Raw genomic sequence first — 22,600 nt, 5'->3', positions numbered from 1 at the left:
ACACGACGACATGGCCATCCATCTCACCAAGGAGAGCAAGGTCCTCGTCCAGGGCATGACCGGCGGCGAGGGCATGAAGCACACCCGGCGGATGCTCGCCGCCGGCACGAACGTCGTCGGCGGCGTCAACCCCCGCAAGGCGGGCCGCACCGTCGACTTCGACGACCGCGGCGTCCCCGTCTTCGGCTCGGTCGCCGAGGGCATACAGTCGACCGGCGCCGATGTGACCGTCGTGTTCGTCCCGCCCGCCTTCACGAAGGCGGCCGTCATCGAGGCTGCCGACGCCGGCATCGGACTCGCCGTCGTGATCACCGAGGGCATCCCGGTCCACGACTCCGTCGCCTTCACCGCATACGCCAAGGCGCGCGGCACCCGCATCATCGGCCCCAACTGCCCCGGCCTGATCACCCCCGGCCAGTCCAACGCCGGCATCATCCCGGCCGACATCGCCAAGCCCGGCCGCATCGGTCTGGTCTCCAAGTCCGGCACGCTCACCTACCAACTCATGTACGAGCTGCGCGACGTCGGATTCTCGACCTGCGTCGGCATCGGCGGTGACCCGGTCGTCGGCACGACCCACATCGACTGCCTGGCCGCCTTCCAGGACGACCCCGACACCGAACTGATCGTCCTGATCGGAGAGATCGGCGGCGACGCCGAGGAGCGCGCGGCCGCGTACATCCGCGACCACGTCAGCAAGCCGGTCGTCGGCTACATCGCCGGATTCACCGCACCCGAGGGCAAGACGATGGGCCACGCGGGCGCGATCGTGTCCGGCGCGTCCGGTACGGCGGCGGCGAAGAAGGAGGCGCTGGAGGCAGTGGGTGTACGGGTCGGTGGCACGCCCACCGAGACCGCGCGTCTGGTGCTGGACCGCCTGGGAGCCGGGGCGTGACCTCACTCATAGTCAGAGCGAGGTCGCTTTCAGGAGTTGCCGCACCTCGCTAGCGTCCGCCGTAGCCATGCAAGAAGCCGCCCACCCGTCTCCCACCACCACCCTTCCAAGGAAGGGTCCTACGGGCCCCTTTTCCTCTCGACTGTGCACCGAGAGCGGAGATCCGATGGCAACCACCCTCACCCTCAAATCCGGCACTTCCTGGTCCGATGCCTGGCAGCGCTGCCTCGCGGTCGCCCCGGAGGCGTTCCGGGACGACCGCGTCCTCAACCTCTGGGACTCCACCTGGCAGGCCGACGGGCGGGCCCTGCCCGCCACCAGCCCTGTCGACGGCAGCCCGATCGCCGGGCCGCCACGCCTGGACCGGGCCACCGCCCAGCAGGCCGTACGCGCCTCACTCGACCAGCACCGGGCATGGCGCCACGTCTCCCTGGACGAGCGCCGGGCCCGCGTCGCGGCCACGCTCGACGCGCTGACCCAGCACCGGGAGCTGCTCGCCCTCCTCCTCGTCTGGGAGATCGGCAAGCCCTGGCGGCTCGCCCAGGCCGACGTCGACCGCGCCATCGACGGCGTGCGCTGGTACGTCGACGGCATCGAACCGATGCTCGCCGACCGGACCCCGTTGGACGGGCCGGTATCCAACATCGCGAGCTGGAACTACCCGATGAGCGTGCTCGTTCACGCAGTGTTGGTACAGGCACTGGCAGGCAACGCGGTCATCGCCAAGACCCCGACCGACGGCGGTGTCGCCTGTCTGACCCTGGCCTGCGCGCTCGCCGCCCGCGAGGGGATCCCCGTCACCCTCGTCAGCGGCAGCGGAGGCGAGCTGTCCCAGGCGCTGGTGCGGGCGCCCGAGATCGGCTGCGTCTCCTTCGTCGGCGGCCGCGACACCGGCGCCGCGGTGGCCACGGCCGTCGCCGACCTCGGCAAACGGCATGTACTCGAACAGGAAGGACTCAACACCTGGGGCATCTGGAACCACACCGACTGGGACGCGCTCACGGCGGTCATCCCCAAGCTCTTCGACTACGGCAAGCAGCGCTGCACGGCGTACCCGCGCTTCGTCGTCCAGCGTGAGCTGTTCGACGAGTTCCTCGCGGCGTACCTGCCGGCGGTGCGCACGCTGAAGGTCGGACACCCCTTGGCGGTCGAGGAGCGGGACGACCCCTACCCGCAGCTGGACTTCGGACCGGTGATCAACGCGGCCAAGGCCAAGGAACTGCAGGACCAGGTCGCCGAGGCGATCGACCGCGGCGCCGTCCCGCTGCACCGGGGCAAGCCGTCCCACGCCCGCTTCCTGCCCGGCCAGGACACCTCGGCGTACGTCCAGCCGGTCACGCTGCTGAACCCGCCCCCGTCCTCACCCCTCCACCACGCGGAGCCGTTCGGCCCGGTCGACACGATCGTCCTGGTCGACACGGAGGCCGAGCTGCTGGCAGCGATGAACGCGTCCAACGGCGCGCTGGTCGCCACCCTGTCCACGGACGACCGGTCGACGTACGACCGCCTGGCCCCGCAGATCCGGGCGTTCAAGGTGGGCCACGGCAAGCCGCGCTCCCGCGGCGACCGCGACGAGCTGTTCGGCGGCTTCGGCGCGTCGTGGCGCGGGGCGTTCGTCGGAGGCGAGCTGCTGGTGCGCGCGGTGACCCAGGGGGCGGCGGGGGAGCGGCTGCCCGGGAACTTCCCGGACTACCACCTCATGCCGTGACGGGCTCCCGGTGACGCCCACCCGTGGGGCGCCACCGGGTGATCTCACCCATACGTGACTGCCGGATCACAGCAGGTGAAGGGCTGCCGGACCGCCTCGCCTCCCGGCTGGCGAGGGCGGTCCGACGGACGGATATGCAGGTGAAGGGCACTCCGAAACCTTGGTATTGTTGTCCATGTCGCCGCGGGGAACACCTCCGGCAAGGCGGCAGACACCTGGTCCGGGTGGCGGAATGGCAGACGCGCTAGCTTGAGGTGCTAGTGCCCTTTATCGGGCGTGGGGGTTCAAGTCCCCCCTCGGACACAACATTTGCGACAGAAGGTGCTGGCCCGACTCGGGTCGGCGCCTTCTGCGTTTCGTGGTCATACATCAGCCGGAGTCCCAGTCGGCGGTAGAGCTCCGCCTTGCCCTCGGTCCGGGCAGTCGCACGGCTCGATGGGAGGCTGGGCGGCACCGCGCCGCGGATCAGGTGCGGACCGTGCGTGTTCCATGGCGGTGAGTGACTCCTTGATGCGGGGGGGGCGAAGATCCCGGTTGGCCTGTGCGTATTCCTTCGGGTGGCGGCAGCGGCGTTGACGGTGCACAGCGACGGCATCGACGGGTGTGGCGGCCCGGCCGGCACCTTGGTGCGCCCCGATTATCGACCTCTCCCATTTGTGCGGGATCGGGCTCCTGGCCGCCACGGCAGGTGGCCTGTTCCCGTCGCTGTCGAGAAACTGAGCAGTACTCATCTTCATTCTCGGAACGTTCGGGAGAGACCCTTTTTGCCTGAACTCCGTTTTGTTACTGCCGGTTAGCGCCTTTCTACTGGACAGTAGCTTCATCCTCCGTCGTATCGTGTGCCTGGGGGCAAGCCGTCGAATTCTGGTGGCAACAGGGACACTGCTCCCACCTGTCCGCGATGCACGGGGATCAAGGGGAGCATGGAGAAGCGGCTGGAATTCCGAATCCTGGGACCACCGGAAGTACGCGTCGGTGATGTCCAGGTGCCGTTGGGGGGACCACGGCACCGCACGATTCTCACCCTCCTGCTGCTCACTCCGGGCCGTGTCGTCCCGGTCGACGCGCTGATCGACTCGGTGTGGAACGAGCACCCGCCCGCCACCGCGCGCACCCAGGTATCCATCTGCATCGCGGCGTTGCGCAAGGCGTTCAAGAACGCAGGCTTTCCCGAGGAGATCATCGTCACGGCCCACCCCGGGTACCTCCTGCGGCTGGGCCGTCACACGCTGGACACGGCCGAGTTCACCGAGCTGGTCACCCTGGCCGAGACGGCGGTGCGCGAGGAGCGGCTGCCGGAGGCGTCCCGCGCCTACGCGGAGGCGCTGCGGCTGTGGCGCGGACGCCCGCTGGCCGGCGTCATCGGCCTGCGCGTGGAGGACGAGGCCCAGCGGCTGGAGGAGCTGCGCCTCAACGTCTTCGAGGACGCCACCGCGGTGCGGCTGCAACTGGGCGATCACCAACGGGTGCTGCCCGATCTGGCGGCGATGGTCAGGCGCCATCCGCTGCGCGAGCGCGCCCGACACCAGCTGATCACCGCGCAATACCGTTCCGGCCGGCGGGCCGAGGCGCTGGAGACCTTCCAGGAAGGGCGACGGGCACTGATGGAGGAGCTCGGCATCGAGCCGGGCCCCGCCCTGACCGAGCTGCGCGACGCGATCCTCCAGGACGAACGGTCGCTGTCGGCGCCCGACCCGGACGGCGAGCCGGTGCCCCGGCCGAACCCGGTCGGCGACCCGCTGGAGCTTCCGCCGGACGTGCCGAGACTGGCCGGCCGCAAGGAGGAACTGGCCCTGCTGGGCGAACTGCTCGACACGGGCGGCGCCACCCGCGGCCCGGCCACCGGCCTGATCACCGGCGTCGCCGGGGTCGGCAAGACGGGACTTGCGATCCACTGGGCGCACAGCGTCGCGGACCTCTTCCCCGACGGCCAGCTCTTCGCCGACCTGCACGGCTATGACGAACAGTTGGAGCCGACCAGCGCCGACGAGGTCCTCAGCCGCTTCCTGCGGTCCCTGTCCGTGCCGGTGGGCCAGATACCCGCCGAGCCGGAGGAGCGGGCCGCCCTCTACCGGAGCCTGCTCGCCGACCGCCGGGTGCTCGTCGTGCTGGACAACGTGCGCAGTTACGCACAGGTGCGCCCGCTGCTGCCGAGCGGCGGCGGCTGCTGCGTGCTGATCACGGGACGTGAGCAGATACCGGAGCTGGTGGCCTGGCCGCCGCGCGCCTGGGTTCGGCTCGGGCCGCTGTCCACGTACGAGGCGATCGAACTGCTGGGCGGCATCGTCGGCGAGGAGCGCCTCGCCGCCGAACCGGTCGCCGCCGCCACCCTCGCCGAGCTGTGCGACCTGCTGCCGCTGGCACTGCGCATCGCCGGGGCCCGGCTCGCCTCGAAACCGCACTGGACCGTCGAGCACCTGGTGCGCCGGCTCAGCGACGAGCGGCTACGGCTGGACGAACTGAGCCAGGGCGAGTCGCAGGTACGGGCCAGCTTCGCGCTGACCTACCGGGGCCTGTCCGCGCAGACCGCCCGGCTCTACCGAAGACTCGGGCTGCTGGACGTGCCGGACTTCTCCTCCTGGGTGGCCGCCGCCCTGCTCGACACCGACCTCTACACCGGGGAACGGCTCATCGAGGAGCTGGTCGACGCGCAGTTCCTCGATGTGATCGGCCAGGACCGGTCAGGGCACACCCGCTACCGGTTCCAGAACCTGCTGCGGCTGTTCGCCAGGGAGCGCGCGGAGGAGGAGAGCGCCGAGGACCGGCGCGCCGTGCTGGACAGGGTGTTCCGCACCTACCTGTTCCTGGCGGCCGAGGCCCACCGGCGTTCCTTCGGCGGTGACTTCAGCATCATCCACGGCACGGTCCTCCCGATCCGGCTTCCGCCGGAGCTGACCGACACCCTGCTGGCCCGGCCGCTGGACTGGCTGGAGGCCGAGCGGCTCTCACTGAGCGCGGTCGTGGCCCGGGCTGCCGCCGACGGCATGGACGAGTTCGCCTGGGACCTCACCCTCTGCGTCCTGGTGCTCTTCGAGACCCGCAATTACCTCGACGACTGGCGCGAGTGCGCGGAGCGCTCCCTGACCGCGGCCCGCGCCGCGGGCAATGCGCGCGGCGAGGCCGCGATGCTGCACGTTCTCGGCGCACTGGAGATGCGCCAGCGGGACTTCACGACGGCGTACGGCCTGTTCACGCGGGCACTTGAGCTGCACGAACGGGCCGGGGAGCAACACGGCGGGGCCCTGGTGCTGCGGAACATGGCGATGATCGACGAGATGCGCGGCGAACTGGACACCGCGATGCGCTACAGCACCGAGGCGCTCGAGGTCTTCCGGGCGGTCGGCGACCGCTCTTCGGAGGCCCACGTGCTGAACAACATGGCGCAGATCTGCCTGGACCGGGACGACGTCGACGAGGCACAGCGGCTGAGCGTGGAGTCGGTACGGGTCTCCGCTGCGATCGGCGAGGGCGGCGCCCGCAGCCTGGCGCTGGGCACCCACCGGCTGGCCCGGGTGCATCTGGCCCGCCAGGAGTACGACCTCGCCGAGGAGGCCCTGCTCCGGGTGATCCGCATCGTGCGGGATCAGATGGACATGCTGGGGCTGGCCCATGGGCTGCTGGCGCTCGGTGAGGCCCGGATGGGCGCCGGACGATGGGAACAGGCGCGGGCCACGCTGCGCCAGGCGCTGGAGGCGGCGGCTCTGGTGGGCAGTGCGCTCGTCGAGGGACGCATCAAACTCGCGCTCGGCACGGCCGGTCGGCAATGCGGTGATTTGCAGGAGGCCCGGCGCAATTATCTAGGGGCATTGGCCAATTTTCAACGAATTGGCGTGGAGGCGTGGATACAGCGGACCCGGGCCGCGCTCGCCGAACTGCCGGAGGAGATCTAGCGGAAGGGAAAAAGTCGACGGTAAGCCGTTCGATAATGAGGGGAAAACCGGCCGTACTAGTGTGCGGATCACAATTTCCACGACATCACTGTCGATACATGGGGGAAGAAATGATGGACGTCCGTGTCACCCACCGGCACGCCGCTGCGGCCACCGGCTCCGACGACGAGAGCTGGCACTGAGCCCACGACACTGGCCCCGCCCCGAGCTCGGCTCGGGGCGGGGCCACTGTCGTTTCCGCTGGTTCACCGGGCGGCCGGCGACCTCCGGCCGGTGCGGTGCGGCGCGGGCAGGCCGGCGGCGAAGAGCAGCACCAGTTCGTGGAAGCGGTAGAAGGGCCGGCCCATCAGGTCCACGCCGCACAGGTCGAGCAGCGCACCGTCCACGAGTTGCTCGAGCCACTGTTCCGCGGTGGCCTCCGTCGTGCCGAGGGCCTCGGCCGCCCGGTCCGCGGGGAAGGGCTCGGTGCCCATATCGGCGAGCCGTACCAGCACCGACCGTGCGGGCGACGGCAGGGCGTACAGCGACGGCAGCAGGGCCGCGCCGACGTCCATGCTGCCGTAGGAGAGCTCCCGCAGCCGGTTCTCCGGGGCGGCCATGCGCTGGGCGAGGCGGGCCACGGGCCAGAACGGGCGGGCGAGGAGGCGGCTCCCGGCGATGCGGATCGCGAGCGGCAGTCCGCCGCAGTAGCCGAGCAGGTCGTCCGTGGCGTCGGGTTCGGCGACCAGCCGGGCCCGGCCCGTGACGGCGGCCAGCAGGTGGAGTGCCGCAGCATCCCCGAGCGGCGCGAGTGCCGTGGTACGGGCGCCGATGACCTGGGTGAGCCTCGTGCGCCCGGTGATCAGCACCACGACGCCCTGGAGGCCCGCCAGTACCGGGTCGAGCAGCCTTCCCTCGGCCGCGCCGTCCAGCACCACCAGCAGTTGACGGCCCGCGGTGCGGGCGCGGAGCAGCCGCACGAGATCCTCGCACTCCCTGCGGTCGCCCTGCGCACCGGCGACCGGCAGCGTCACATCACTCTCCTCGAGCGGCTCCCCGAGATCGCGCAGGAGCGCGGCGAGGACGTCACGGGGCCGACGGGGGCGGCCGTTCGCCTCCGACAACTCGGCGAAGAGCCGGCCGTCGGGGAAGTCCCCGGCGGCCGCGTGCGCGACGTGCAGCGCGAGGGCGGTCTTGCCGACGCCGGCCATTCCGGTGATCAGCAGATGGCGCGGTCCTCGCCCGGCGACCGACTCCGCCAGCTGGGTGCGGAGCATCCGGATCTCGGCGTCCCGGCCGGCGAGTTCGTCTACGACCGGCGGCAGCGTGGACGGTGCGACGGGACCCGGCACTTCCCGCGCGGGCCGGGTGGCGCCACCGGGGCCCGGGCCGCGGGTGCCCTTGAGGACGGCCGTGTAGGTCGAGCCGAGAGCCTCACCGGGGTCGATGCCGAGCTGGTCGGCGAGGAGGGTGCGGCCCTCGTGATAGCTCTGCAGGGCGTCGCTCTGCCGACCGCTGCGGTAGAGGGCGGTCATCAGCTGTGCCCGGAGCTTCTCCCGCAGCGGGTGCTGGGCGACGAGGCCGGTGAGTTCGGCGGTGAGCTGCTCGTGCCGGCCCAGCGCGAGGTCGGCCTCGATGCGGTTCTCCAAGGTGTGCATCCGAGCCTCCTCCAACTGCGGCAGCTCCGCGTCGGCGAGGTGCTCGGTGACGTTGGCGAGGGCGGTGCCGCGCCAGTGCCCGAGGGCCTCGGCGAGCAGCGCGCCCGCCTCCCGGTGGCGGCGCTGGGCCAGCGCCGCCCGCCCGAGCCGGTCCAGCCGCTCGAACTCCAGCAGGTCCACCCCGCTGTTCGGGGCCTGGAGCAGGTAGCCGGGCGGCCTGCGCTCGATGCGCACCTCGTCGCCGAGGAGCTTGCGCAGGCGCGACATGTACGTGTAGATCTGCGCGCCGGATGTGGCCGGCGGTTCCCAGCCCCACAGCAGGAAGTTGAGTCTGCTGTCCGACACCACACGGCCCTTGGCGAGCAGCAGAGCCGCCAGTACCGTGTGCACCTTGGAGCCGGAGAGCGGAATCCTTAAACCGCCCCTGTGCGCTTCCACCGGGCCGAGGACTCGGAAGTCCATGCGACACCCCCCCGTCTGGCATGTACGAACGATGTGTTCGCGACGAAGCTATGCGGGAGGCCTATTCTCGTGTTATCCGTTCGGTAACACCACCGACTCGCGGCGGTGATGTCCGGGATCCGACGGTCGGAAATCGGCCAGTCTCGACCGGCCGATCGCCACCGGTCAGTCGTCGTCGACGGTCAGCTCACGGCCGAGGGACGCAGCGACCGTCTTGTGCACGTGCTTGCCGCCGTCGCCGTTGGTCAGTACGACGCAGCCGCTGCCGGAACGCAAGCGCAGGGAGACCAGCGCCCGGAACCCGGCCGTCTGCCCGCCGTGGCCGAACTCCGGCTCGCCCAGGGAACTGTCGACGACCGTGCCCAGACCGTAGAAGCTGCCGGGGAACGCCTCGGTGAGCATCTGCGTGGCGAGCGATGCCGGCAGCAGCTCGGAGCAGCCCAGGTGGGCCTGGCGGATCTCCGCGGCCAACTGGGCGATGTCGGCGGCGGTGGACCACAGTCCGCTGCCGGCCCGCACCGGCCGCACCCGGAAGCCGTCGAGCAGCGGCCGGCCGTGCTGGTCGTGCCCCGCGGCCCAGTCGTCCCGGGCGGCGAGCCCTTCGGCGGGCGGTGTGAAGGAGCTGTCCGCCATACCGAGCGGCGTGAAGACCAGGTCCGCCGCCAGGTCGGCGAAGTCCTGACCGGTGACGTCGGTGAGGAGCCGTTCGGCCAGCGCCCACTGGCTGCCCGCCTTGCGGAACCGGGTGCCCGGTTCGTGCTCGGCGCTCACCTCGTCCAGCACGGTGTCGAGCTTCGGCATCGGCTCGCCGGGCCGCCACCAGGTGGCGGCGGCACTGGAGAAGCCCGCCGTGTTCGACAGCAGGTGGCGCAGGGTCACGGAGGCTCCGGTGGCGGTGCGGGGTGCGCGCCGCCCGCTCAGATACCGGTCCAGGTCTGTGTCGAGGCCGAGTTCGCCACGGGCGACGAGGCGCAGCGCGGCGAACGCGGTGACCTGTTTGCTGATGGACCCGGCCTGGAAGCGGGTGCGCAGCGTCACCGGGAGCCCGCTCTCCGCGGACCGCACCCCGTATGCCTGCACGCCCACCAGCCGCCCGTCCCGCAGCAGGGCCACGGCGGCGCCCGGCACCCGGTGCGCGGCCATGGTCCGGGTCGGGTCGGCGGGCCCGCCTGCCGGTGCCACCGACGTCATGGCCGATTCCTCGCCTTCTCGCTTCTCTTCCGTTCCGGTCCCCTCGGGCGGGGTGCCGTCGAGGGCCTGCGCGAGGTCCTCCACGGTCTCGCTGTCCAGCAGCATCCGCAGGGTCAGACCGAGCCCGGCCCGCCGCGCGGCGGCCATCACGTGCACGATCCGCATGGAGTCGGCGCCCAGGTCCTGCAGCCGGTCCCGTACGCCGACGTCGGTCACGCCCAGCACCTCGGCGCAGATCTCCACCAGTTGCCGCTCGGTGGCGGTGCGGGGCGCCACATAGGCGCGGTCCCCGGCGAGCGCCGCCCGGCCAGGGACGGGCAGCGCGGCCCGGTCGACCTTGCCGGCCGGGTTCAGCGGCAGAGCCGGCAGCGGCACCACGGCCGCGGGCACCATGTAAGAGGGCAGGGTCGCGGCCAGCCGGTCCCGCAGCGCCGCCGGGTCCGGCTCCACGCCGTCGGCGCCGACCACGTAGGCCACCAGCCACTTCTCGCCCTGGTCGTCGTCGCGGGCCACCACGGCGGCGTCGTGGACGTCCGGTCCGCCGCGCAGCACCTCCTCGATCTCGCCGAGTTCGATGCGGAAGCCACGGATCTTGACCTGGTTGTCGATGCGCCCGAGGCACTCCAGCTGCCCGTCGGCCCGGAACCTGGCCAGGTCCCCGGTCCGGTACATGCGGGACCCGGGCGGGCCGCCGTACGGCTCCGGCAGGAACCGTTCCGCGGTGAGTCCCGGCCGGCCCACATAGCCGCGGGCCATGCCCGCGCCCGCGACGTACAGCTCGCCGGTCACCCCGACCGGCACCGGTCGCTGCTCCGAGTCGAGCACATAGGCACGGTAGTTGGGCAGAGGACGGCCGATCGGCACCGACTCCGCGTCCTCCGCCAGGTCGGTGCCGGTGCACCAGACGGTGGCCTCGGTGGGCCCGTACAGGTTGCTCAGCCGGTCGACGCGGCCCACGAGCTGTCCGGCCAGTCCGGGCGGGCACTCCTCCCCGGTGGTGACCGCGGCGACCGGGAGCCGCTCCATCCCCGCGGCCAGCAGCAGCTTCCACCCGGCCGGGGTGGCCTGCACATGAGTGATCCCCGCGCTCTCCACGAGCCGCAGTTGAGCCGCCGGGTCGCGGACCTCGTCGTCGTCGGCGAGCACCACCCGGCCGCCGGTGACCAGGGGCAGGTACAGCTCGGCGGTGGACACGTCGAAGGCGAGCGAGGTGATGGCCAGCCAGCGGTGCTCCGGCCCCGAACGATGCCACTGCCGCATCGAGAAGAGCATGTTCAGCAGCGCGTACTGGCCGATCTGCACGCCCTTGGGGCGGCCCGTGGAGCCGGAGGTGAACAAGGTGTACGCCAGCCGGTGGGTGCGCGCGGGATCGTCAGGGTCGCGGTCGGCGGACCGGTCGGGCGGCGTCACCGGACAGGCCGCGATCCGCTCGCGCTCCGCGTCCAGGTCGATGGTCTCACCCCGGTATTCGGAGCCGAGCAGTGCGGCGCTCACGCCGTGCGTCACCGTCAGCCGGGCGCCCGCCGTCTGCCGCATGTACCGCAGCCGTTCGGCGGGGAGCGCGGTGTCCAGCGGCAGATGGGATCCGCCCGCCTTCCAGATGCCGAGCAGCGCCGGCAGGGTGTCGGGGCCTCGGCGCAGCAGCACCCCCACCACCGACTCGGGACCGACCCCGGCCTCCCGCAGCCGGTGGGCGATCTGGTTGGCCCGCTCATCGAGCTCGCGGTACGTGACCGTGTGCCCGCCTACCTGCACGGCGACGGCGTCGGGGGTGGCCGCGGCCTGCCCCTCGATCACCTCGTGGACGTAGCGCCTCATCCCCACTCCACCTCGGTGTCGTTGAAGTCGTCCAGGACCTGGGCCAGTTCCGTCACGGACAGCAGCGAGGCGTGCACGTCGCCGTCCGGGTCGGCGGCCATCGCCTCCAGTACCGCCCGGTACATCCCCGCCACGCGCTCGGCGTTGGCCCGGTCGAGCCCGGTGCTGACCGCGCGCAGCACCAGGCGGCCCGGCACGTTCGCCACGGACAGCGTGAACTCGTTCGAACTGTCGCCCGCGCCGGCCTGCACGTCCACCGCGCTGCCGGCGGTCTGGTGGAAGTCCTGGTAGCGGTACATCACGTCGAACAGCCGCCGTCCGCCCGCCAGTTGCTGAACGGCCGGCAGCGGATACCGGCGGTGCGGATACACCTCGGCCTCCCGGTCGAAGACCTGGCGCACCAGCTCGCGCCAGGTGCGCGCGGTCCGGTCGTGCGCGAAGGGCAACGTGTTCAGGTACATACCGAACACGCGCTCCGCGCCCGGCGCCTCGGGACGGGCGCTGTAGACCACACCGGTGTGGAAGGCGTTCTCGCCGCTGACCGCGGAGAGCACCTTCAGGTGGGTGGCGAGCAGGACCGCCTTGAACGAGGTGTCGGTGGACCGGGCCAGCTCGCGCAGCGCCGGCTCGATGTCGCGGAAGTCCACTGACAGCTTGAAGTCCTCCCGCGGAGCGGTGTTCCCCGCGCCCCACTCCTGCGGCAGCCGGCACGGCGCGTACCTGTCTACGACGCCCTGCCAGTAGGAGCGGTCCTCGTCGGAGGCGAGGGACTCCTGCTCGGCGGCGACGAAGTCGGCGTATCGCACTGCCACCGGCTCCGGTTCACCGGGCAGTTCACCGGCCGCGTACACCTGGTACAGGTCGAGGACCTCCCGCAGCAGCGACTGCTGGCTCCAGCCCTCCGTGATGGCGTGGCAGTGGGTGAAGCCCAGGTGCCATGCCTCTTCCGACTCGACCAACGCGGCGAACCGCAGCAGCGGCGGCCGGTCCAGGTCGAACAGCGCGGCCCGCTCGGCGGCGATGTGCTCCTGCCGCGCCGCGGTGAACCGCTCGGCGTCCGTGCCGCGCAGGTCCCGCACCACGACCCGCGGTTCGGCGGCCGGATGCACCAGCTGCAACGGCACCGAGAAGCCCTCCAGGTCGAAGGAGGTCCGCAGCATCTCGTGCCGCTCGACCACCGTCCGGGCCGCGCGGCGCAAGGCCTCGGCGTCGAACGGACGGCCGTCGTTGATCCGGAAGGTCGCCGTGTTGTGGTACTTGTTCAGCCCGTCGCCCGCGAGCATCTCCACCAGCATGCCGAGCTGCACCTTGGCGACCGGATACGCGTCGACGATCCCGTCCGGCAGGCGGTCGCGGTCCTCGTCGCCGATCAGGGCGAACGGCTCCACCGGCCGGTAGGCGTCGGCGGATTCACCGTTCGTGAGGGTAGCGGCGAGGTGGGCCACCGTACGGTGCTGGAAGACGTCCCGCACGGCGGCCTCGAAGCCTTCCGCGCGCAGGGCGCCGACCAGGGCGATCGCCTTGATCGAGTGTCCGCCGAGGTCGAAGAAGTTGTCCTCGACACCGACCCGCTCCACGCCGAGCACCTTGCTCCAGATCGCGGCGATGCGCTCCTCGGCGGGGGTGCGGGGGGCGATGTAGGAGTCGGTCGTGGTGTCGTCGGGGTCGGGGAGGGCGCGGCGGTCGAGTTTGCCGTTGGCGGTGAGGGGGATCGCGTCCAACTGGACGTAGACGGACGGCGTCATGTACTCGGGCAGGATGTCGGTGAGGTCGGGAGCCTCGCCGACGATGTAGGCGATCAGGCGCTGGTCCTGCTCCGACACGATCACGGCCGCGTCGGTGACCTGTGGCTGGGCGATGAGTGCGGCACGTACTTCGCCCAGTTCGATGCGGTAGCCGCGCACCTTGACCTGGTCGTCGATGCGGCCGAGGAACTCCACCGCGCCGTCCGAACGCCACCGCGCGAGGTCCCCGGTGCGGTACATCCGGCTGCCCGCCGGTCCGTATATGTCGGGGACGAACTTCTCGGCGGTGCGGGTCGGGTCGCCCACGTAGCCTCGGGCCACGCCTGCGCCACCGACGAACAGTTCGCCCACGGCGCCGACGGGGACGGGTTGGAGGTGGGTGTCGAGGATGCGCATGGTCATGTTGGGCAGTGGCCGGCCGATCGGCACTACGCCGTCGAATGCCTCCACCAGCGGGAACACGCAGGTGCCGACGGTGGTCTCGGTGGGTCCGTATTCGTTGAGGACCTTGCCGTCGCCGAGGATGCGGCGCCAGCGCTCGACGAGAGCGCCGGGCAGTGCTTCGCCGGCTACGACGACCTTGCCTGCCAGAGCGGCGATCTTGTCGTCGGTGAGCTGACCGGAGAGCACTTCAAGGTGGCCGGGCGTCAACTTGATGAAGGAGAAGGGCCCTGCCTTGGTCAATGCGGCGCCCAGGTCGGTCAGTTCACCGTTGAACAGCCAGGTGCGCTGCCCGGCCGCCAGCGGTGCCCACACGTTCGGCACGACCAGGTCGAAGGCCACGGAGGAGAACACCGGTGCGCCACCGGTGCCGGCCGACGTCAATTCCCGTACGGCCCAGTCGACGTGGTTGACCAGGTTGCGGTGCGAGACCTGCACGCCCTTGGGGCGGCCCGTCGACCCGGAGGTGAACACGGTGTACGCCACCGAGTCCAGATCGACTGGCACGTCGAGCGTGGTGTCCGGGAGACCGGAGAGGTCGTCCTCCACCTGTATCACCGGTACTTCGAACCGGTCGGCATACGCCTGCGACGTCACCGCGACCTGCACCGCGGCGTCCGTGATCATCCCGGCGATCCGCCCGGCCGGCAGCACCGGATCCATGGGCACATAGCCGGCCCCCGCGCGCCACACTGCCAGCAGCGCCACCACCAGGTCGACCGACCGGTCCAGCAGGACCGCCACCGACGACTCGGCACCGACCCCTGCCGCACGCAGCCGGTGCGCCAGGCGATTGGCGCGGACATCCAACTCGGCGAACGACAGCGTCGTACCGCCCGACTCCACCGCCACCGCGTCCGGCCGCCGCGCCACCTGCTCCGCGATCAACTCCGGCACCGAGTTCGGCAGCACCGGCGCCGTGGAGTCGTTCCAGGCCATGAGCACGCGTTCGAGCTCGCCGGCCGGCAGGAAGGTCTCGAGGGCGTCGCCGTCCACGTCGGCGGCCATGGACTCCAGCACCGCCCGGTACATCGCCGCCAGGCGGTCCACCGCCGCGCGGCCGAGGACCGCCGGGTCCGCCGTGAGCAGCAGTCCGCTGCCGCGGGCGGCGACGGCCAGGCCGAACTCGGTGGCGCCCTCGCCGTCCCCGGAGTCCGTGTCGACGAGGTCGCTGTCGGCCTGGGCGTCGGAGAGGTCGAGGTAGCTGAAGCGGACGTCGAGAAGGCGTGTACCGTCACCCAGCTCCCGCTGCATCACCGGCATCGGGAAGCGGCGGTGCGGCCAGAGCTCCGTCTCCCGGTCGAAGACCTGATGGATGAGTTCGGCCCAGGTGCGGGCGCCGCGCCGGTGGGCGAAGGGCACCGTGTTGAGGTACATGCCGTAGACCCGCTCGGCGCCCTCGACCTCGGGCCGGCCGCTGGAGACGAGGCCGGTGCAGAAGGCGTCCTCCACGGTGAGCTGGCTCATCACTTTGAGGTGGGCCGCGTGCAGGACCGCCTTGAGGGAGGTGCTCGTGGTGCGTGCCGCGGACCGCAGTGCCGCGGTGAGGTCGCCGAGCGGTACCTGGACGGTCACCGCCCGGTCGGCGGGCTCGGCGTCGCCCCAGCCGGTCGGGAGTTCGAACTTGGCGTGGTCGGTGAGGAGGTCGCGCCAGTAGGCACGGTCCTCCTCGGAGTCGAGGGACGCCTGCTCGGCCGCGACGAAGTCCGCGTACCGGACGCCGGGAACCGTGACCTCGCGCAGCTCCTCACCGGCGCGCAGGCGCAGGTAGCCCTCGACGATGTCGCTGAGGAGGGTGCGGTGGCTCCAGCCCTCCGTGATCGGGTGGCAGACGCTGACCGACAGCCACCACGCCTCGTCGGACTCGATCAGCGCCGAGACGCGGAGCAGCGGCGCCCGGTCGAGCTGGAAGGCGGTGGCCCGCTCGGTGATGATGTGGGCCCGGCGTGCCTCGGCCTGCTGCTCGAAGCTCTTGCCACGGAGGTCGAGCACGGTGACGGGGAGTTCCGCCGTCGCGTGGATCAGTTGCAGGGGTACCGAGAAGGCGTCGAGGTCGAAGGAGGCCCGCAGCATCTCGTGCCGCTCCACCACGGCCTGTCCGGCGCGGCGCAGGGCGTCCACGTCGAACGGACGGCCGTCCTTGATCCGGAACGTCGTCGTGTTGTGGTACTTGTTCCGCCCGTCGTCGGCGAGCATTTCGACCAGCATGCCGAGCTGGACCTGCGCCAACGGGTAGGCGTCGACGATCCCGTCCGGCAGGCGGTTGCGGTCCTCGTCGCCGATCAGGGTGAACGGCTCCACCGGCCGGTAGGCGTCGGCGGATTCACCGCCGTCGGTGAGAGTGGCGGCGAGGCCCGCGATCGTACGGTGCTGGAAGACGTCCCGCACGGCGGCCTCGAAGCCTTCCGCGCGCAGGGCGCCGACCAGGGCGATCGCCTTGATCGAGTGTCCGCCGAGGTCGAAGAAGTTGTCCTCGACACCGACCCGCTCCACGCCGAGCACCTTGCTCCAGATCGCGGCGATGCGCTCCTCGGCGGGGGTGCTAGGGGCCACGTAGGAGTCGGTCGCGGCCTGGTCCGGAACGGGAAGGGCGCGACGGTCGAGTTTGCCGTTGGCGGTGAGCGGGATCGCGTCCAACTGCACGAAGGCAGAGGGGATCATGTACTCGGGCAGGACGTCGGCCAACTCGGGAACCTCGCCGACGATGTAGGCGATCAGGCGCTGGTCCGGCTCCGACACGATCACGGCCGCGTCGGTGACCTGTGGCTGGGCGATGAGCGCGGCACGCACTTCGCCCAGTTCGATGCGGTAGCCGCGCACCTTGACCTGGTCGTCGATGCGGCCGAGGAACTCCACCGCGCCGTCCGAACGCCACCGTGCGAGGTCCCCGGTGCGGTACATCCGGCTGCCCGCCGGTCCGTACAAGTCGGGGAGGAAGCGCTCCGCAGTACGGGCCGCGTCCCCGACATAGCCGCGGGCCACGCCTGTGCCGCCTACGAACAGCTCACCGACCGCGCCGACGGGGACGGGTTGGAGGTGGGTGTCGAGGATGCGCATGGTCATGTTGGGCAGTGGCCGGCCGATCGGCACTACGCCGTCGAATGCCTCTACCAGCGGGAACACGCAGGTGCCGACGGTGGCTTCGGTGGGTCCGTATTCGTTGAGGACCGTTCCGTCGCCGAGGATGCGGCTCCAGCGCTCGACGAGGGCGCCGGGGAGCGCCTCGCCTGCTACGACGACCTTGCCGGCGAGCGCGGCGATGTCGTCGTCCGGCAGCTGACTCGAGAGCACCTCGAGGTGGCCGGGGGTGAGCTTGACGAAGGAGAACGGGCGAGCGTCCGTCAACGCGGCGCCCAGGTCGGTCAGTTCACCGTTGAACAGCCAGGTGCGCTGCCCGGCGGCCAATGGCGCCCACACGTTCGGCACGACCAGGTCGAAGGCCACGGAGGAGAACACCGGTGCGCCACCGGTGCCGGCCGACGTCAATTCCCGTACTGCCCAGTCGACGTGGTTGACCAGGCTGCGGTGCGAGACCTGCACGCCCTTGGGGCGGCCCGTCGAGCCGGAGGTGAACACGGTGTAGGCCACCGAGTCCAGATCCACTGGCACGTCGAGCGCGCTGTCCGGCAGGTGCGACAGGTCCTCGTCCATCCGTATCACCGGGACTTCGAACCGGTCCGCGTACGCGGCGGAAGTGACCGCCACCTGCACCCCGGCGTCCGTGATCATCCCGGCGATCCGCCCGGCCGGCAGCACCGGGTCCGTGGGGACATAGCCAGCGCCTGCGCGCCACACTGCCAGCAGCGCCACCACCAGGTCGACCGACCGGTCCAGCAGGACCGCCACCGACGACTCGGCACCGACCCCTGCCGCACGCAGCCGGTGCGCCAGGCGATTCGCCCGGACATCCAACTCGGCGAACGACAGCGTCGTACCGCCCGACTCCACCGCCACCGCGTCCGGCCGCCGCGCCACCTGCTCCGCGATCAACTCCGGCACCGAGACCTCGCTCACCGGCACCCCGGAGTCGTTCCAAGCGGTCAGCACCCGCTCGCGTTCGCCGGCCGGCAGGAAGGTCTCGCGGGCGTCGCCGTCCACGTCGGCGGCCATGGACTCCAGCACCGCCCGGTACATCGCCGCCAGGCGGTCCACCGCCGCGCGGCCGAAGTGGTGCCGGTGGGCGGTGATCACCATGAAGCCGGCGCGGGTGGAGACGCCGAGCGGGAACTCGGTGGGGCTGTCGTCGATCGTGGCCGGGTAGTCGACGAGGTCCTGGTCGACCTGGCGGAAGTTCTGGTAGCTGAAGCGGACGTTGACGAGCCGTTCGCTGTCGGCGAGTTCGCGCTGCATGGCGCCGAGGGGGTAGCGGCGGTGCGGCCAGACGTCGATCTCCTGGTCGAAGACCTGCCGGACCAGTTCGCGCCAGGTGCGCGCGCCGCGGCGGTGGGCGAAGGGCAGCGGGTTGAGATACACGCCGTAGACGCGTTCCGCGCCGACCGCCTCCGGGCGGGCGTTGGTGACGAGGCCGGTGAAGAACGCCTCCTCGGGGGTGAGTTGGCTCATCACCTTGAGGTGCGCGGCGTGCAGGACGCTCTTGATCGGCACCTTGGCCTGGGTGGCGAGGGTGCGCAGGCCGGCCTCCAGGTCGTGGTAGGGCACCCAGGAGCGGTTGAGGCCGCCGGGGGTGGTCGCCGGGTCGTCGCCGAGGCCGGAGGGGATCTCGAAGGGTGTGTGCTCGTCGAGGATGCCCTTCCAGTAGGCGCGGTCCTCGTCGGCGGCGAGGGACTCCAGTTCGGCGGCGACGAAGTCCGCGTACCGGATGTCGGGGGTGTCCGGGTCCGGGAGGGGCTCGCCGGCGCGCAGGGCGTGGTAGGTGGTGACGAGTTCCATCAGGAGGGAGTGGTGGCTCCATCCTTCGAGGACGGCGTGGCATTCGGTGAGGGTCAGCCACCAGGAGCCGTCGTCGCAGGCGTGGCCGGTGAAGCGGATCAGCGGGGCGCGCGTGAGGTCGAAGAGCCGGGTGCGCTCCTCGGCCATGTAGGCGCGCAGCGACGCTTCGACGGCGTCGGCGTCCAGCCCGGTGAGGTCCCGCGCGGCGACGGGTGACGTCACGTCCGTTGCGGGGTGCACGAGCTGGAGCGGGACGGAGTAGCCCTCGATGGCGAAGCTGGAACGGAGGATCTCGTGGCGGGCCAGCACGGTGTCGACGGTCCGCTGGAGGACGTCCGGGTCCAGGGGCCGTTCGTCGAGGATCCGGAAGCAGGTGGAGTTGTGGTAGTGGTTGCGGCCGTCGTCGGCGAGCATCTCCACGACCATGCCGAGCTGTACCTGAGCCAGCGGGTAGGCGTCCACCAGTCCTTCGGGGAGGCGGCCGCGGTCGTCGTCGCCGAGCAGGGTGAAGGGGGCGACGGGCTGCCGGGGGGTGGCGGGGGCGGGGCGGCCGGTGACGAAGGCCACGAGTTCCGCGGGCGTACGGTGCTCGAAGACATCGCGGACGGTGACGTCGTACTCGCTGCCCCGCAGGGCCCCGACCAGGGCGACGGCGCGCAGTGAGTCGCCGCCCAGGTCGAAGAAGTTGTCCTCGACGCCGACGGTCTCCACCCCGAGGACCTCACGCCAGACGGCGACCATCTCCTCCTCGGCGGGCGTGCGCGGTGCGACGTGCACGGCGTCGACGCCGAGGGCGCTGCGGTCGGGGGCCGGCAGGGCGGCCTGGTCGAGCTTGCCGTTGACGGTGAGCGGGATGCGGCCGACGACGAGGAACGCGGCCGGGATCATGTAGTCGGGCAGGGTGCGGGCGAGCAGGGCGCGCAGTTCGCTGGGCGCGGCGACGGCGTCGCCGGTGGGGACGACGTAGGCGATGAGGCGCCGGTCGCCGGGGGTGTCCTCGCGGGCGACGACCACGGCGTCGCGGACCCGGGGATGCGTGGTGAGCGCGGCCTTGATCTCGCCGAGTTCGATGCGGTGGCCGCGGATCTTGACCTGGTGGTCGATGCGGCCCAGGTAGTCCAGGCTGCCGTCGGGACGCCTGGAGGCGAGGTCGCCGCTGCGGTAGAGGCGGGTGCCGGGGGTGCCGTAGGGGTCGGGTACGAAGCGTTCCGCGGTGAGGGCGGGGCGGCCCAGGTACATGAGGGCGACGCCGGGACCGCCGACGTGGATCTCGCCGGGCACGCCGACGGGCACGAGTTCGCCGTGCGGGCCGAGCAGGTGGACCTGGAGATCGCGAATCGGCACGCCGACCGGGTTGCCGGTCTCGGCGTCCAGGTCGGCCTCGGTGACGAGGTGGAACGTGGTGTGCACGCAGGTCTCGGTGATGCCGTACAGGTTGGCGATCGCGGTGACGTCGAGGCCGCGGCGCTCCACCCAGGGCCGCAGGGCCGGGATGTCGAGCCGCTCGCCGCCGAACGACACGACCCGCACGGCGAGTTCGCCGATCAGGGGGTGGTCCTCGGCGGCCAGGGAGACCAGGCTGCGGAAGGCGGACGGGGTCTGGTTGAGGACGGTGACCCGCTCGTCGGCGAGCACGCGCAGGAAGTCCTCGGGGGACCGGGAGATGTCCGGCGGTACGACGACCAGCCGGCCGCCGTAGGTGAGGGCGCCCCAGATCTCCCACACCGACATGTCGAAGGCGTAGGAGTGGAAGAGCGTCCACACGTCGTGCTCGTCGAAGCCGAAGTGCTCCTCGGTGGCGGTGAACAGGCGCAGCACGTTGGTGTGGCTGAGACCGACGCCCTTGGGCCGGCCGGTGGAGCCGGAGGTGTAGATCGTGTAGATCAGGTCGTCGGGGGTGACGCCGGAGTCCGGGTCGTGACCGGGGGCGGCGGCCAGCGCCGCGGCCTCGTCGGGGTCGTCGAGGACGACGAGCCGGCCGTCGGAGGCGTCGCGCAGATGGGCGGCGTGCCCGGTGGAGGTGACGACGAGGTCGGCGCCCGCGTCGCGGAGGGTGTAGGCGATGCGGTCGGTGGGGTGCTCGGGGTCCAGGGGAAGGTAGCCGGCACCGGACTTGAGGACGCCGAGCAGGGCGGGCACCAGGTGCGGGCCGCGGTCGAGGCCGACGCCGACGAGGTGGCCGGGACGGGCGCCGAGGGTCCGCAGGTGGTGCGCGAGGCGGTTGGCGCGGCTGTTGAGCTCGGCGTAGGTGAGGCGTTCGGTGCCGCAGACCACGGCCACCGCGTCGGGGGTGGCGGCGGCGCGTTCCTCGACGAGCTGGTGGATGCAGCGGGTGGGCGCGTCGAGGGTGTGGATCTCGGGCAGCAGGACGGCGAGGTCGGTGTCGTCGAGCATGTCCAGGCGGGACAGGCGGCGGTCGGGGTCGGCCGCGGCGGACGCCAGGAGCCGTTCCAGGTGCCGTGCGATGCGCTCGACGGTGGTCCGGTCGTAGAGGGCGGTGCTGTACTCCAGGGTGCCGGTGACCGAGCCGTCGTCGGCCTCGCGGAGCTGGAGGGTGAGGTCGAAGCGGGACACCCGGGAGGTGGCGGTCAGGGTCTCGGTGTCGACGCCGGACAGGGCGAAGCCGGTGGTGCGTTCACGGTGCATGGTGAACGCGACCTGGCACAGCGGGGTGCGGGACATGTCCCGTGCCGGGGCCAGCTCGTCGACCAGGCGGGCGAAGGGGAACTCCTGGTGGTCGAAGGCGTCCAGGACGGTCTCCCGGGCGCCGGTGAGGAGCTGCCGGAAGGTCGGGTCGCCCTGCCACCGGCCGCGCAGGACCAGGGTGTTGATGCCGTAGCCGATGAGCCCTTCCAGTTCGGGCCGGTTGCGGCCGGAGACCACGGTGCCCACGGCGATGTCGTCACGGCCGGTGTAGCGGGAGAGCAGGCCCTGGTAGCCGGCGAGGAGGGTGTGGAAGAGGGTCGCTCCGTGCGCGGCGCCCAGCTCGCGCAACCGGCCGGCCAGCGGGGCCGGCAGGTGGACGGGGACCGCGTCCCCGGCGTAGGAGCGGGTGGAGGGCCGCCTGCGGTCGGTCGGCACCTCCAGCGGGGTGAGGCCGGCGAGCCGTTCCCGCCAGTGGTCGAGCTGCCGGTCGAGTTCCCCGCTGTCGAGGCGGCGGCGCTGCCAGGCCGCGTAGTCGGCGTACTGCACGGGGAGCGGGGCCAGAGGTGAGGGCTCGTCGCGGCCGAACGCCTCGTAGAGGGCGGCCAGTTCACCGAGGAACAGACCCACGGACCACTCGTCGCACGCCACGTGGTGGAAGACGACGACCAACAGGTGGTCGTCCTCCGCGACGCGGATCAGCCGCGCCCGCAGCGGTGCGCCGTCCGCCAGGTCGAACGGGCGGCCCGGTTCGGCCTCGGCCAGCCGGCGGGCCCGCTCCTCCCGTTCCGCGCGGGTGCCGGTGCCGGTGAGGTCGTCGACGGGGAGGTCGAAGGGGCCGGGAGGGTCGATCAACTGGACCGGCTCGGTGCCGTCGAGGCGGTAGCGGGTGCGCAGGATCTCGTGGCGGGCCACCAGTTCCTCGAAGCCCCGGCGCAGCAGCTCCGTGGAGAGCCGCCCGCGCAGCCGCAGCGCCACGGGGACGCTGTACTCCCAGCTGTCCGGGTCGAGCCGGCTGAGGAACCACATCTGCTGCTGCCCGTGGGAGAGGGCGAGCCGGCCGCCGCGGTCGACGGGGGTGACGGCGGCTCGCCGGCCGCCGCGGCCCCCGGCGAGCCTGGCCCGCACCAGCTCCTCACGCCTGCTGTCGACCGATCCGCTGTCGTCGGCCGTTCCCCTGCCGTCGACCTGTCCGCCCGTGCGGACTTCGCCCGTGGTCATGCTGAGCGCCCCTCCCGACCTTCGTTCCGTACGACGTGTCTCGTGTGGTGCCTGCGTGG

Annotated in this window: 6 protein-coding genes and 1 tRNA gene; 4 read left to right on the top strand and 3 right to left on the bottom strand. The window is 71.7% G+C overall.

Features of this window, described 5'->3' with window-relative positions:
- Positions 1–10: 10 nt before the first annotated feature.
- The 4 genes from sucD (at position 11) to ACIBU0_RS24560 (ending at position 6,493) form a co-directional block, all read left to right on the top strand.
- Complete coding sequence (gene sucD / locus ACIBU0_RS24575) at positions 11–895, top strand: succinate--CoA ligase subunit alpha (RefSeq protein WP_398821822.1); 885 nt, start codon at positions 11–13, stop codon at positions 893–895.
- Between the two features lie 166 nt (positions 896–1,061).
- Entirely contained in the window at positions 1,062–2,603 is a 1,542-nt protein-coding gene (locus ACIBU0_RS24570) for an aldehyde dehydrogenase family protein (protein ID WP_398821820.1), read from the top strand.
- Positions 2,604–2,821: 218 nt separating this feature from the next.
- A tRNA-Leu gene (locus tag ACIBU0_RS24565) sits at positions 2,822–2,906 on the top strand.
- Between the two features lie 620 nt (positions 2,907–3,526).
- Positions 3,527–6,493: an AfsR/SARP family transcriptional regulator gene (locus ACIBU0_RS24560; protein WP_398821818.1), complete on the top strand. Its 2,967-nt coding sequence runs from the start codon at positions 3,527–3,529 to the stop codon at positions 6,491–6,493.
- Between the two features lie 245 nt (positions 6,494–6,738).
- On the opposite strand, the gene ACIBU0_RS24555 is transcribed toward ACIBU0_RS24560, so the two are convergent.
- From ACIBU0_RS24555 to ACIBU0_RS24545, 3 genes are all read right to left on the bottom strand, one after another.
- Entirely contained in the window at positions 6,739–8,592 is a 1,854-nt protein-coding gene (locus ACIBU0_RS24555; RefSeq protein ID WP_398821816.1) for a BTAD domain-containing putative transcriptional regulator, read from the bottom strand.
- Between the two features lie 165 nt (positions 8,593–8,757).
- Complete coding sequence (locus tag ACIBU0_RS24550) at positions 8,758–11,601, bottom strand: amino acid adenylation domain-containing protein (protein ID WP_398821815.1); 2,844 nt, start codon at positions 11,599–11,601, stop codon at positions 8,758–8,760.
- On the bottom strand, positions 11,598–22,541 hold the full coding sequence (locus ACIBU0_RS24545; protein ID WP_398821813.1) for an amino acid adenylation domain-containing protein: 10,944 nt from the start codon (positions 22,539–22,541) through the stop codon (positions 11,598–11,600). Before ACIBU0_RS24545 ends, ACIBU0_RS24550 begins: the two co-directional genes overlap by 4 nt.
- Positions 22,542–22,600 lie beyond the last annotated feature (59 nt).

This window comes from Streptomyces sp. NPDC049627 (genome assembly GCF_044465645.1).
GTDB lineage: Bacteria > Actinomycetota > Actinomycetes > Streptomycetales > Streptomycetaceae > Streptomyces.
This window is presented reverse-complemented; position numbering and strand designations above follow the sequence as displayed.

Excerpts from the sequence above, each read along its gene's own strand:
- sucD (WP_398821822.1), top strand. The coding sequence starts at position 11 with ATGGCCATCCATCTCACCAAGGAGAGCAAGGTCCTCGTCCAGGGCATG.
- ACIBU0_RS24570 (WP_398821820.1), top strand. The coding sequence starts at position 1,062 with ATGGCAACCACCCTCACCCTCAAATCCGGCACTTCCTGGTCCGATGCC.
- ACIBU0_RS24560 (WP_398821818.1), top strand. The coding sequence starts at position 3,527 with ATGGAGAAGCGGCTGGAATTCCGAATCCTGGGACCACCGGAAGTACGC.
- ACIBU0_RS24555 (WP_398821816.1), bottom strand. The coding sequence starts at position 8,592 with ATGGACTTCCGAGTCCTCGGCCCGGTGGAAGCGCACAGGGGCGGTTTA.
- ACIBU0_RS24550 (WP_398821815.1), bottom strand. The coding sequence starts at position 11,601 with ATGAGGCGCTACGTCCACGAGGTGATCGAGGGGCAGGCCGCGGCCACC.
- ACIBU0_RS24545 (WP_398821813.1), bottom strand. The coding sequence starts at position 22,541 with ATGACCACGGGCGAAGTCCGCACGGGCGGACAGGTCGACGGCAGGGGA.